Raw genomic sequence first — 13,035 nt, 5'->3', positions numbered from 1 at the left:
GTTGCGGCAGCTCGCACTGCGCACCGGCTTGCGGTGGAAGGTCAGCCTCGCCATCGCCGCCGTGAGCACGCTGGTGGCGGTGGTGCTGAGCCTCGTCGTCCACAACGCGGCCCGCGTCTCGATGCTCGACAACAGCCGCACCGTGATGGACGAGCGGGTGAAGGTCGCCCAGCGGTGGTACGAGCAGTCCCGGGTGCTGGGGTTCGGCGCCAAGCTGGACGACCCCCAGCTGCCCGATCAGCTGAAGAAGGAGGCGTGGCGCGGTCAGCGCGCCACCTATCTGGAGGACTCCGGCACCGGCACCCCCGAGGTGTGGGCCTCGGTGCCGCTGCGGAACGGCAAGGTGCTGTCCGTCCACACCAAGTTCCAGGACCGGTTCGCCGTCCTCGACGACCTGGACCGGGTGCTGATCATCGGCTCGGTGGCGGTGGTGCTGGGCGGTATCGCGCTCGGTGTGCTCATCGGCGATCAGCTCTCCCGGCGGCTGCGCAAGGCGGCCACCGCCGCCCGCAAGCTGGCCGAGGGCGACTCCGAGGTGCGGGTGCGCGAGTCGATCGGCGGCCGGGTGCGCGATGAGACCGACGATCTGGCGCGTGCGGTGGACGGGATGGCCGAGGCACTCCAGCAGCGGCTGGAGGCCGAGCGCCGGGTCACCGCCGATATCGCCCATGAGCTGCGCACCCCGGTCACCGGGCTGCTCACGGCCGCCGAACTGCTGCCGCCCGGCCGCCCCACCGAGCTGGTACGGGACCGGGCGCAGGCGATGCGCACCCTGGTCGAGGACGTCCTGGAGGTGGCACGGCTGGACGGCTTCGCGGAGCGCGCGGAGCTCCAGGAGATAGCCGTGGCCGAGTTCATCACCCGCCGGGTCCGGGCGGTGGCCCCCGACGCGGCGGTCAACGTGGTGCGCGACGCCCATGTCTCGACCGACCCCCGGCGGCTGGAGCGGATCATGGGCAATCTGCTGGCCAACGCCGCCCGGCACGGCAAACCGCCCTTCGAGGTCACCGTCGAAGGGCGGATACTGCGCGTCCGCGACCACGGCCCCGGCTTTCCGGAGGAGCTGCTGAAGGACGGGCCGAGCCGGTTCCGCACCGGCAGCAAGGACCGCGCGGGGACCGGGCACGGCCTGGGGCTGACCATAGCCGCGGGCCAGGCGCGGGTGCTGGGCGCCCGGCTGACGTTCCGCAACGCCGATCCGCTGCTGGACAGCGGGGACGAGGCGGACGGGGAGTGCCAGGGCGCGGTCGCCGTGCTCTGGCTGCCGGAGTCCGCGCCCACCAACACCGGCAGCTTCCCGATCATCGAGGTGCCGGACTGAGCGCTCAGCTCGCGCTACCCGATGCTCAGCTCGCGCTACCCGATGCTCGGCCCGCGATACCCGATGCTCAGCTCGCGCTACCCGATGCTCGGCCCGCGCTACCCGGCGCTCAGCTCGCGCTACCCGGCGCTCGGCCCGCGCTACCCGGCGCTCAGCTCGCGATACCCGGCGCTCGGCCCGCGATACCCGGCGCTCGGCCCGCGATACCCGGCGCTCAGCTCGAGGCGCAACCGTCCCAGGGCTTGCTGAAGTCCATCTCCTCGCGGGGCTGGGTGAACGAGAACCAGTTGCCGGAGTCGTCGCGGAAGAGCGCCTCGGTGCCGTACGGACGCTCCTGGGGCTCCTGGACGAACTCCACGCCCTTCGCCTTGAGCGCCTCGTAGTCGCGGTGGATGTCATCCGTGGTGAACACCCCGGCGCCGAGCACACCTTTGGCGACCAGCGTCCGGAGGGCCTCGGCGGACTCCGGGTCGAGCCCCGGCGAGCTGGGCACCATCAGGGTCAGCTGCACATCCGGCTGGTCCTTGGCGCCGACCGTCAGCCAGCGCATACCGCCGCCGCCCTCGCCGTCCCCGCCGATGGTCATGTCGGTGCGGACCTCGAAGCCCAGCTTCTCGGTGTAGAACTCCTTGGCCCGGTCCTGGTCGAGGACCCAGACGGTGACGATGGACATCCCCTTGATCATTGCTGCCTCCGGAGGTATCGGGGTGGGTCGTGCGCGTCGTCGCGACGTGGCCACGGTAGGCAGCGGCGGATTCATTCCGCTTCTTGAGAATTGCGGTCCTTGGAGCCGGGGGCGCGGGCGTCGCGCCCGCCGTACCACAGCATCGCGTAACACCCCGGGATGACCGCCGCGGCCCGGCCGACGTACAGGTCCCGGTAGGCGCTGGGGGTGAGCCCGGTCTGCCGCTTGAAGCTCGTGGAGAAGGTGCCGAGGCTGCTGAAGCCGACGAGCGAGCAGATCTCGGTGACCGAGAGATTGGCCGAGCGCAGCAGCTCCTCGGCCCGCTCGATGCGGCGCCTGGTCAGGTACTGGCCGGGGGTGGATCCGTACGCGCCCTTGAAGGCGCGGATGAAGTGGTAGCGCGAATAGCAAGCGTGCGCGGCGACCGCGTCCAGGTCGAGCGGCTCGGCCCAGTCGCGGTCCATCACGTCCTTCGCGAGGCGCAGCCGGCGCAGTTGCGCCAGCCGCGCCTCGTCCGGCGAGGTCACCATGGGCCCGATGCTGTCATGCCCCACTGACAGCGGCCCCTGATGGCGACCCCGCTCATCCGGACCGTTGGTCAGACGGTCTCGGCGATCGGCGCCGCCCCGGCCGCGGCCTCGTCGCTCTCGGCCGGCTTGGCGGCGGCCCCGCGCAGCGGGACCTCCTTGACGAACCAGGCGGCGATGGCACCGACGATGCTGATCAGCGCGCCCCACAGGAACACCTGGTGGGCACCGCTGGCCACCGCGTGGGTGTACGCGTCCCGGACGGGCGGCGGCAGCAGCTTGAGGCTGGCCGGGTCGAGCTGGGCACTCCCGGAGGTGATGGCCGCTGCCTTGCCGCCGCCCCGCTCGGTCATGGTGTCCCGCACCTGGTTGGTGAACAGGGCGCCGAGGATGGCGACGCCGAAGGAGCCGCCCAGGGTGCGGAAGAGGGTGGCGGAGGAGCTGCCGACGCCCATGTCCTTCATCTCGACGCTGTTCTGCGCCACCAGCATGGTCGTCTGCATCAGGCAGCCCATGCCCATGCCGAGCACCGCCATGAAGAGACCGGAGGTGAAGCGGGTGGTCTCGGTGTCCATCGTGGACAGCAGGAACATCCCGCCGGTGATCAGGAGACCGCCGACGATCGGGAAGATCTTGTACTTGCCGGTCGAGGTGGTGACCCGGCCCGCGACCAGCGAGACCACCAGCATGCCCAGCAGCATCGGGAGCAGCAGCAGCCCGGAGTTGGTGGCCGTGGCGCCCTGGACGGTCTGCTGGTAGAGCGGCAGGAAGGTGGTCGAGCCGAACATCACGAAACCGGTGAGGAAGCCGATCGCGGTGACCAGCGAGAAGTTCGGGTTCCGGAAGATGTGCAGCGGCAGTACGGGCTCGGCGACCCGCGTCTCGACGTAGAGGAACGCGACGAGCGAGAGGACACCGACCGCCCCGAGCCCGATGATCTGGCCCGACCCCCAGGCGTACTCGTTGCCGCCCCAGGTGGTGATCAGCACGAGCGCGGTGATGCCCACGGTCAGCAGGGCCGCGCCGGTGTAGTCGATCCGTCCCTGCGAGCGCTTCTTCGGCAGGTGGAGCACCGCGGTGATCGCCGCGAGGGCGATGGCACCGAGCGGGAGGTTGATGTAGAAGATCCAGCGCCAGCCGAGGTGGTCGGTCAGGGTGCCGCCGACCAGCGGGCCACCGATCATGGCCACGGCCATCACACCGGCCATGATGCCCTGGTAGCGGCCGCGCTCCCGGGGCGGCACCAGGTCACCGATGATCGCCATCACGCCGACCATCAGACCGCCGGCGCCCAGGCCCTGGATGGCCCGGAAGCCGATCAGCTCGCCCATGCTCTGCGCCATACCGGACAGCGCCGAGCCGCCGAGGAAGATCGCGATGGAGGTGAGGAAGACGCCCTTACGGCCGTACATGTCGCCGAGCTTGCCCCAGATGGGGGTCGAGGCGGCGGTGGCCAGGGTGTACGCGGTCACCACCCAGGAGAGGTGGTCGAGGCCACCGAGCTCGCCGACGATGGTCGGCATCGCGGTGCCCACGATCATGTTGTCGAGCATCGCGAGGAGCATCGCGATCATCAGCGCGAATATCACCACACTGGTGCTGCGCTGCTTGGGCTCGGCCTTGGCCGGGGGCTGCTGGGCCTCCCGGGCGGCCTGAGCCGGTGCCGAAGCGGATGACGCCTCGTCGTCTGATTGTTTGCGGACCATGTTCTCCGTCTCCCCCTGGATGATGAGAGCCCTGACGCACACTTACTTGCCGCCCGGCTAGTTCAGTACAGTAGAGAAGGTAAGGCGCCAACTAGCCGGGCGTCAAGTAAGTTACGTTCGGCCTGCCGACGGCGGCCACACCAGTATCAGGAGAGCACCATGGGCAGCACACCGCGGCGGGGCGACACCCGTCAGCGCATCCAGGACGTCGCCCTGGAACTCTTCGCCGAGCACGGCTACGAGAAGACCTCACTGCGCGAGATCGCCGAGCGGCTCGAGGTCACCAAGGCGGCCCTCTACTACCACTTCAAGACCAAGGAGGACATCGTCCACAGCCTGTTCCAGGACCTGGGACGGCCGATGGACGAGCTGATCGCCTGGGGCGAGCAGCAGCCGCGCACCCTGGAGACCAAGCAGGAGCTGCTGCGCCGCTACAGCGCGGCCATGGACATCGGCGAGCCGCTGATGCGCTTCATGCAGGAGAACCAGGCGACGGTGCGCGAGCTGAGCATCGGCCAGATCTTCAAGAACCGGATGCTCGCGATGTCCGCCCTGGTCCGGGACCCCGAGGCGCCCCTGGTCGACCAGGTCAGGAGCATCACCGCGCTGTTCAGCATGCATGCGCGGATGTTCGCGCTACAGACGGTCGAGGGCGACCCCGAGGACAAGCGGAAGGCTGTCCTCGAGGTCGCCCTCGATCTGATGAAGCAGGCGCATGAGCCATCGGCCCACGGATGACGCATGATGCGTCAGGCGTGAGCGTCAGACCTTGACGCTCACACCTTGAGCCCTCACACCTTGAGGCCTCAGACCTTGAGCCCTCAGACCTTGACGCCGTGGTCGCGGAGGAACTTGAGCGGCTCGACGGCGGAGCCGTAGTTCGGCGTCGTACGGATCTCGAAGTGCAGGTGGGGGCCGGTCGAGTTGCCGGTGCTGCCGGACAGGCCGATCTGCTGGCCGGTGCTCACGGACTGCCCGATCCGCACGTCGATCCGGGACAGGTGGGCGTACTGCGAGTACGTCGCGTTGTCGTGCTTGATCACGATCGCGTTGCCGTACGCGGGGCCGTCACCGCCGCCGTTCGGGCCCGCCTTGACGACCACACCGCCGTGCGCCGCGTGCACCGGGGTGCCGGTCGGCACGACGAAGTCCTGACCGCTGTGGTTGTGCGACCAGAGGTTGCCCGCGAGGCCGAAGGCGGCGCCTATCGAGTACTTGTCGACCGGGGTCTCCCAGGCGTTCGCCGCCTTCGCGGGGGCCTTCGGGGCGGGCGCCTTCGCGGCGGCCTGGCTGACGGACGGGGCGGAGGCGGCCGTGCCGGCCCCCACGGCGAACGCCGTGCCGGCGCCGAGCACGAGCGAGGCCCCCAGACCCATGGCGACCACGGCGGCACGCGCCCTGGACACGGACGTAAGCGAGAATCGACGGTTTGTGGCGCGCGGGGCCATGGGAAGTACCTCCAGAAGCGTCTTCGGAACGCCTCTTGTTATCCCGTTCTCGTTAATAGGCCAAGGTGCTCTTCTACTAAGTGGGTACGTAGCGAATTACTTATGAGGAGCCGTATCCCGCGCGGAATTCCCAGAAACTCCCATCACACCTCTGACCTGCGAGATCCCCTATTTTCCGTAGTAGACCCAGGACCACCTGTGTGGGATGTCACCTTCGCAGGGACTTTCGGATGTCCGGTTCGGGACCAAGGGCCTTACCCCGCTGTACGCTGTCGACGGCCCTCCGCGGCCGGGGGGACACAACTACCGGGGGGAATGGGACGTGGATCCCGCAACCATCGGCGCTCGCCTCGCGTCGAGCGTCGTCACACCGCTCATCAAGAAGCTGTTCGTCAAGGAGGGGCCGGGCGCCGGGCTGGTGAACCAGCCGGTCCGCATCTCCTCCCTCATCTCGTTCCGGGGCGAGAAGCGCACCCTGACCGAGAAGGACCTCACCAAGCTCGCCGCCGAACTGGTCGCGCAGGCCACCCGGCACGCCGGACCCGGCGAGCGGCCCTGCCCCGCCGACGAGGACGAGCTCGTCGCCGAGAAGCTGGCCACCACGCTGTACGCGCTCGGCGACCTCGATATGAACGACGTCCAGGCGGTGCAGCTCGGCCACCGCGGACTGGCCCATGAGCTGGCCCACGCCACCCGCACCCGGGGACGGGACACACTGCGCCTCAGCCAGGGCGGCGAGGCGCTCCACGAGCGGCTGCTGGACACGGCCTGCCTGCACATCCTGCACTTCTTCACCCAGCGCTCGACCTTCGTCGCCCGCTCCCTCGTCGAGCAGAGCGGCCAGCTCAGCGATCTCATCACCAAGATCGACATCCTGATCGAGCGCATCCCGTCGCAATCCGCGCAGGACGCGGGGTTCGAGCGGCGGTACGCGGAGTACGTGATCGGCAAGCACTCCACGCTGACGATCGTGGGGATCGACCTCAGCCATGCGGAGGCCACGTGGCCGCTGGACGCGGCGTATCTCAGCGTGGAGGCGGTCTCCTCTTCCGGCGAGGAGCGGCCGCTGGGGGCGTTCGGCGGGGGGCCCGGTGGGTCCGGTGAGTCACCCGCTGTCGAGCAGCACGCCGCCCTCCCCTCCGCGCTTCCCGCCGACCGGGCGCTCTCCGGCCATCAGCGCGTGCTGCTGCGCGGGATCGCGGGCTCCGGCAAGACCACGCTCGTCCAGTGGCTCGCCGTGTGCACCGCACGGCAGGAGTCGCTGCGCGGTCTGGAGCAGCTGATCGGCCGCGTCCCCTTCGTCCTCCCGCTGCGTACGATCGCCCGCCAGGAATCCCTGCCCTCTCCGGCCTCGTTCCTGGCCTCCGTCCACAACCCGCTGGACGGCGCCCAGCCGCCCGGCTGGGCCGACCGCGTCCTGAACGCCGGCCGCGGGCTGCTGCTGATCGACGGCATCGACGAGATCCCCGAGCGCGACCGCGAGCGCACCCGCGCCTGGCTGGCCGACCTCCTCATCGCCTACCCCGACAATCTGTGGCTGGTCACCTCCCGCCCCTCCGCCGTGGCCGACGACTGGCTGGGGGCGCAGGACTTCGCCGAGTTCACGCTGTCCCCGATGAGCCGCGAGGACATGGCGGCGTTCATCGACCGCTGGCACGAGGCGGCGCGCCAGACCTGCCGTACGGAGGAGGAGCGGAGGACGCTGAACGACTACCAGTCGGCCCTCCACATCGCCGTCCGCACCAAGCAGGACCTGAGCCGCCTCGCCACGAACCCGCTGATGTGCGGGCTGATCTGCGCCCTGCACCGCGCCCGGCGCGGCTATCTGCCGCCGGGCCGCAAGGCGCTGTACGACGCGGCGCTGTCGATGCTGCTGGCGCGGCGCGACACCGAGCGATGTATCTACGCGCCGGGCGACGTCCAGTTGGACGAGGAGCCCCAGATCCAGCTCCTCCAGCGGCTCGCCTACTACCTGATCCGCAACGGCGAGGCCGAACTGGACCGGGACCGCGCAGAGCGCGTCATCGAGGAGGCGCTCCCCTCCGTCCCCGCCGCCCAGGCCGTGGGCGACGCCCCCGCCATCCTGAGCCATCTGCTGCTGCGGAGTGGACTCTTGCGCGAGCCGTCCGTGAGCACGGTGGACTTCATCCACCGCACCTTCCAGGACTACCTGGGCGCGAAGGCAGCGATTGAGGCATGGGATGTGGGTCTGCTGATCCGCAACGCGCATGACGCGCAGTGGGAGGACGTCATCCGCATGGCGGTCGCGCATGCGCGACCGCGCGAGCGGGCGGAGCTTCTGGGCAAGTTGCTGGAGGTGGCGCGGCACAAGAACAGCGCCGAGGCGGCGCTTCGTCTGTATCTGCTGGCCATGGCCTGCCTGGAGCACGCGCCCGATCTGGACCCGGCGATACGGGACGAGGTCACGCGGAACGCGCTGGAGTTCGTCCCGCCCCTGACCGTCCCACGAGCCCGGGAGCTGGCCACGGTGGGCCCCCTGGTGCTGGAGCTTCTTCCGGGGCCGGAGGGGCTGACGGACGAGGTGGCGGAGTGCTGCGTGGTGACGGCCTCACGCATACCGGTGGACGCGGCGATCCCGTATCTCGCGAGATTCGCCGACCACCCGGCGGTCGGGGTGCGCGCGCAACTGGCGTCGAGCTGGGGGCGGTTCGAAACCGAGCGGTACTTCCATGAGGTGATCCTCCGCCTGGACCGGGACGGCTTGTACTTCGTGGCCGAGTCCATGGAGCATCTGCGGCTGCTCCTGGACACGGGTCCCCGTCCTTGGCTGATCCTGCGCGGGAATTTCACGGAGGACGAGATCAGGGACACCCTCGGTGGTGAGGAGGTGACCCGGCTGCGGCTGAACAGGAACGACGTGATCAGCGACCTCGGCACCGCGCTCGGCCACCTGTCGGACCTCGGAACGCTCTATCTGACCGGCTGCTTCGCGGCCCGCGACCTCTCCCCCCTGGCCGAACTCCCGCTCCACACCCTGGTCTACGAACCACCGGGCCCGGCGGGCAGGACCATCTTCCCCAAGGGCCTGAACGAGCTGACGGCTCTGGAGCGGCTGAAGATCGCCATCGACCAGTCGGGTACCCACCCCCGCCACTTCCCACCCGGCATCACCTGGCTGGATCTGAGTGTCCGGGCCGAAAGCCTGGACGCCACCTGGCTGGCCATGGTGTTCCCCCGGCTTCGTCATCTGAACGTCGCGTTCCTCCATGGCGCCGACCGCCCCCTCGACCTGTCCCCGCTCGCCGCCCTCCCCGACCTGGAGACCGTCACGATCTCCAACGCGGAGGTCATGGACCCGCAGGCGCTTCCCGGCGTCACCGTGACGGCCCTGCCCCTGTCGCACTGACGAGGGACGGGATGTGATCAGGACGGGTCCGAGACTCGGCTGAAGAGCCGGCCTGCGAGGTCGACGCCGGTGACCACGCCGTTGACGTCACGGGAGAAGTAGCCGCGCTGCCCTCTGAGGCCGCCTTCAGTGACGGTGTACTCGTCACCGTCGCCGGAAAGGAAGCCGATGGCCGCGGCCGGGTAGTCCGGGGGCATGTTCTCGTCCGATGCATCGCGGATCTCCGGCTTGATCCCGACCGCCAGGGTGAGACGGGTGCCCTCGGTGGCGATGTGGAGGTTCATGGCGTCGATCTCGTAGCGGCCGACAACCTGCTGGGCCTGGCTCCGGTCGTACGGAACGGGCTCCGCCGGCTCCTCGACGATGCCGAGGCAGTGCTCGAGCGCCCACCGTACGACGGACTGGTTGAAGGGGTACCCGTCCGGACCGGCGTTGGCCAGGGAGACCACCGCGAAGTCGCGCTCGGGCACGATGAGCAGTTCGGCGAACTGGCCGTTGCCCGAGCCGCCGTGGCCGATCCCCTGGAGGCCGTCCAGGTCGTGCAGGAACCAGCAGATGCCGAAGCCGTCGCCGAGCGTGCTGGCGCGCAGCTCGATCGTCCGCTCCCGCATCCGGCGCAGCGCCGATGCGGGCAATACGCCCTCGCCGTCGCCGAGTTGGAACCGTGCCCAGCGCAGCAGATCGCTCACCGAGGAGGCGAGGCCGCCGCCGGGGTTGTCGCCGCGCGCCCCCTCCTTGAACGCTCCCCAGGGCCGGGCGGCTCGCAGTTCGCCGTCGTCGCCGCGGTTGTGGCCCACGGCGAACTTGCGCACCATCACCTCGGACAGGCCGTACACGGTATCCGCAAGACCCACCGGCTCCAGGACGAGTGAGGCCATGGCCCGCTCGAAGGGCAGACCCGTGATCTTCTCGATGATCCGCCCGGCCAGGCTGTACCCGGCCTGGCTGTAGGAGGCGCGGGCCCCGGGCGGCGCGATCAGCGGCAGCTGGGGGAGCTTCGCCACGAGCCCGGCCAGGGAGCGGTCGCCCTCGCCGTCGTCGATCACGTTCCAGTCCAGGCCCGCGGTGTGGTTGAGCAGGTTCAGAACGGTGATCCGCGCCGCGGCCTCCTCGTCGGCGAGGATCAGCTCGGGGACGTACGTCCGCACCGGTGCGTCCAGGTCCACCTTCCCCTCGGCCACCAGGCGCATCAACGCGGTCGCCGTGAAGGTCTTGGACACCGACGCCAGGGGGAACAGCGTCTTCTCGTCGACCGGCAGCGGGTTGCCGAGGTTCGTCACGCCGTGCGAGGCGTAGATCTCCTGGCCGTCCAGGAGCACCCCGACGGCGACACCGGGAACTCCCGACTCCATGGCCTGCGCCGTGACGAACTCCGCCAGCTTCTCCTGCGACATGGCTCCCCTTCCAGGCACTTGAACTAAGTACGAGAGTGAGCGTAGACGGCCACTTGAACAAAGTGCAAGACCCGGCATGAACTAAGTACAAGTAAGGTGGTGGCCATGGGGCGAGACACACTGACCGCAGACCGGATCATCCGTGCGGCCGTCGAACTGCTCGATGACGAGGGCCTGGACGGTCTCAACATGCGGAGCCTGGCGAAACGGCTCGGCTCGGCCGCCACGGCCGTCTACTGGCACATCAAGACCAAGGACGACCTCGTCCGACTCGCCAGCGACGCGATCTGGCACGAGGTCGAGCTGCCCGATCTCGACGCCACCGACTGGCGCACGGCCGCCACCGCCCATGCCTCGGGCATGCACGCGATGCTCACCCGGCACCCCTGGCTCGTCCAGGCATTCGGCAGCCACTTCCTGTACGGACCCGGCCAGGCCCGGCACAACGACTTCAGCCTCTCCCTCTACGAAAAGGCGGGCTTCGCCGCCGCCGACGCGGACCGGGCGGCCGCCACCGTGCTCACCTTCGTGCTCGGCAGCGCGCTTGGCCCTGCCGCACAGGTCTCGCTGAACCGCCGGCTGAGCAAGGACGGCGCGGATACCGGGCAACTGATGGCCGACGCCATGGCACATGCCCGGGAGACCGCCATGCGATTCCCGCGCCTGCGCGAGCGCCTCGGCACCACGGCCGCCACGGAGTACGCCGCGGCGCCCGACGACACCTTCGCGTTCGGCCTTCAGTCCATCCTGGACGGCTTCGAGGCCCGCCTCACCGCCGACCGCGCCAGTCGTCGCGAGTGACGGCCACGGGCCGCACGCAATCCGGCGAACCAATGCGGTCACCCGCCGCTCTAATCCCTATCCCTCCGGTCCGACCGGGCCCGTTCGGCCTTCAGCAGCCGCTGGTAGTCCGTGAGCACGCGCAGCAGCGCGAAGCCCGTGCCGAGGGGGACGGTACCGAGTTCCAGTTGCGGTTGCCGGGGGTCGCTGAGGTCGGCTCGTATGTCGGGGAGCCGTACGCCGTGGGCGGCGAACTCGTCCCGGAGGATGGCGGCGACCCGCTCGGCGGGGGTGAGGTTCATGCTGGGCTTTTCTTGTGCGTAGGCGGGACGTTGAACTCGAACCACACCGCTTTGCCGGTGCCTTCGGTGGGTTCGTCGGGGGTCATGCCGCAGACATCGGAGAGGGCCGTGACCAGGAACAGGCCGCGCCCGTTGGTCTCATCGTTCGCTGCGCGGCGGGGCGAGGGGAGTTCGGGGCTGTCGTCGTGAACGGTCACCCGGACGCGGTCGTGCTGGACGGTGGCGGCCATCCGTACGTCGCCCTTGCCGTGCCGGTGGACGTTGGTGACTAACTCCGAGGTGCAGAGGGCTGCCGCGTCGGCGAGTTGGGAGAGTCCCGAGGCCGCGAAGATCCCGCGCACGAAGTCGCGGCACAGCCGGGGTGAGGTGGGGAGAGCGGGGGCGGAGAGGGTGTAGCGGTGCGGGTGTTCCGGGTGTGCGTGTGCTCCCATGCGACGCCTCCGTGGCGCTTCGTGAACGGGCATCGTGCGGCCCAACACAGCTCCGCTGTGTGACCGCCACCACACACACGGTAGAGATGAAGGATGACAAGTTCAACCTAATCGCGAGAATGAGTGGACCGGCCCACCCCCTGACGGCAGACTGTGGCCCACACCCTGAGGAGAGACCCCGTTGGCACTGCGAACCAACCCCACCGAGAGACAGCGCCGCCTTGGCGCAGAGCTGCGAAGGTTGCGCGAGCAAGCCGGGTTGACGCTGCATGAGGCGGGCGCGCTCATCGACATGGGTCGTGTGCACCTGACGCATGTCGAGGGCGGCCGCACGGCGATCCCGGCCGACCGACTGCGTCGGCTTTGCGAGGGCTACGGGTGCACAAGTGTGCCCTTTGTCGAGGCGCTCGTCGAGATGGCTGACAGCAACGGCAAGGGCTGGTGGTCCGCGTACCGCAAGAGCTTCCCGCAGTCCGCGCTTGATCTCGCCGAGCTTGAGTCAGGCGCCACGGCCATGGAGAGCTACGAGACGCTTCTGATCCCGGGCCTGCTTCAGACCGATGCATACATGCGGGCCCTCTTCCGCAGCACTCGCCCGGACGCCACCCAGGACGAGATCGACAACCTCGTTCGCTTCCGCAGGGCCCGGCAAGACATCCTGGGCGCCAACTCCTCGACCACCTTTCACGCCGTGATCCACGAAGCAGCGCTTCGCATGGAGGTCGGCGGCTCGCAGGTCATGCGAGGGCAACTCACCCACCTCATTCGGGCGTCGTTGCTTCCCACGGTCACGGTTCAGGTACTGCCGTTCGACGTCGGCGTACGCGGCTGGTACAGCACGCCCTTTCTGCTGCTCAGAACAGGCGTGCCGGGCCTGGAAACGGTCGTCGCCGATCACCCATCCGCGCGGCTGCGCCTGGGAGATGTCGAGTCCGTGGCGCATTACGGGACCACCTTCAGAGAGCTCAGCGAAGGCGCACTGCCGCCAGTTGTGGCGGACGAATCCCCCATGCTCCACGAGAAGCGTGACTCGTGGGGCCTCATCCAACACATCCTGTACACCCACTGAGGAGC

12 protein-coding genes are annotated in these 13,035 nt (G+C 69.3%); 5 read left to right on the top strand and 7 right to left on the bottom strand.

Going from position 1 to position 13,035, the window contains the following annotated elements:
* The first annotated feature begins 1 nt into the window (after position 1).
* Positions 2-1,321: a two-component system sensor histidine kinase CseC gene (gene cseC / locus KHP12_RS28880; protein ID WP_086881011.1), complete on the top strand. Its 1,320-nt coding sequence runs from the start codon at positions 2-4 to the stop codon at positions 1,319-1,321.
* A gap of 214 nt (positions 1,322-1,535) precedes the next feature.
* Here the strand turns inward: cseC and KHP12_RS28875 are convergent, their stop codons facing one another.
* From KHP12_RS28875 to KHP12_RS28865, 3 genes are all read right to left on the bottom strand, one after another.
* On the bottom strand, positions 1,536-2,006 hold the full coding sequence (locus KHP12_RS28875) for a VOC family protein (RefSeq protein WP_086881010.1): 471 nt from the start codon (positions 2,004-2,006) through the stop codon (positions 1,536-1,538).
* Positions 2,007-2,077: 71 nt separating this feature from the next.
* Complete coding sequence (locus tag KHP12_RS28870; RefSeq protein WP_208652934.1) at positions 2,078-2,470, bottom strand: helix-turn-helix transcriptional regulator; 393 nt, start codon at positions 2,468-2,470, stop codon at positions 2,078-2,080.
* 134 nt (positions 2,471-2,604) lie between these two features.
* Positions 2,605-4,239: an MDR family MFS transporter gene (locus KHP12_RS28865; protein ID WP_078559320.1), complete on the bottom strand. Its 1,635-nt coding sequence runs from the start codon at positions 4,237-4,239 to the stop codon at positions 2,605-2,607.
* Between the two features lie 159 nt (positions 4,240-4,398).
* Between KHP12_RS28865 and KHP12_RS28860 the strand changes: the two genes are divergently transcribed.
* A complete protein-coding gene (locus KHP12_RS28860) occupies positions 4,399-4,977 on the top strand; it encodes a TetR/AcrR family transcriptional regulator (RefSeq protein ID WP_086881008.1) in 579 nt (192 codons plus the stop codon).
* Between the two features lie 83 nt (positions 4,978-5,060).
* Here the strand turns inward: KHP12_RS28860 and KHP12_RS28855 are convergent, their stop codons facing one another.
* A complete protein-coding gene (locus KHP12_RS28855; RefSeq protein ID WP_086881007.1) occupies positions 5,061-5,687 on the bottom strand; it encodes a M23 family metallopeptidase in 627 nt (208 codons plus the stop codon).
* A gap of 322 nt (positions 5,688-6,009) precedes the next feature.
* Between KHP12_RS28855 and KHP12_RS28850 the strand changes: the two genes are divergently transcribed.
* Positions 6,010-9,054 carry an NACHT domain-containing protein gene (locus tag KHP12_RS28850; protein WP_086881006.1) on the top strand — a complete coding sequence of 1,015 codons (3,045 nt, stop codon included), beginning with the start codon at positions 6,010-6,012 and terminating at the stop codon, positions 9,052-9,054.
* Positions 9,055-9,071: 17 nt separating this feature from the next.
* On the opposite strand, the gene KHP12_RS28845 is transcribed toward KHP12_RS28850, so the two are convergent.
* The gene (locus tag KHP12_RS28845) at positions 9,072-10,448 is read right to left on the bottom strand and encodes a serine hydrolase domain-containing protein (RefSeq protein WP_086881005.1); all 1,377 of its coding nucleotides are present in this window, start codon (positions 10,446-10,448) and stop codon (positions 9,072-9,074) included.
* Positions 10,449-10,553: 105 nt separating this feature from the next.
* On the opposite strand from KHP12_RS28845, the gene KHP12_RS28840 reads away from it, so the two are divergent.
* Complete coding sequence (locus KHP12_RS28840; RefSeq protein WP_211833912.1) at positions 10,554-11,249, top strand: TetR/AcrR family transcriptional regulator; 696 nt, start codon at positions 10,554-10,556, stop codon at positions 11,247-11,249.
* 50 nt (positions 11,250-11,299) lie between these two features.
* Here the strand turns inward: KHP12_RS28840 and KHP12_RS28835 are convergent, their stop codons facing one another.
* Together KHP12_RS28835 and KHP12_RS28830 are read right to left on the bottom strand one after the other, a co-directional pair.
* On the bottom strand, positions 11,300-11,530 hold the full coding sequence (locus KHP12_RS28835; protein WP_086881003.1) for a hypothetical protein: 231 nt from the start codon (positions 11,528-11,530) through the stop codon (positions 11,300-11,302).
* Positions 11,527-11,961 carry an ATP-binding protein gene (locus KHP12_RS28830; protein ID WP_211833911.1) on the bottom strand — a complete coding sequence of 145 codons (435 nt, stop codon included), beginning with the start codon at positions 11,959-11,961 and terminating at the stop codon, positions 11,527-11,529. The genes KHP12_RS28835 and KHP12_RS28830 overlap by 4 nt, the downstream gene beginning before the upstream one ends.
* Before the next feature lie 181 nt (positions 11,962-12,142).
* On the opposite strand from KHP12_RS28830, the gene KHP12_RS28825 reads away from it, so the two are divergent.
* The gene (locus KHP12_RS28825) at positions 12,143-13,030 is read left to right on the top strand and encodes a helix-turn-helix domain-containing protein (protein ID WP_211833910.1); all 888 of its coding nucleotides are present in this window, start codon (positions 12,143-12,145) and stop codon (positions 13,028-13,030) included.
* Positions 13,031-13,035: the final 5 nt, after the last annotated feature.

This window comes from Streptomyces asiaticus (assembly GCF_018138715.1).
GTDB lineage: Bacteria > Actinomycetota > Actinomycetes > Streptomycetales > Streptomycetaceae > Streptomyces > Streptomyces asiaticus.
The sequence above is the reverse complement of the archived record's forward strand: the minus strand, read 5'-3'. Positions and strand labels throughout refer to the sequence as shown.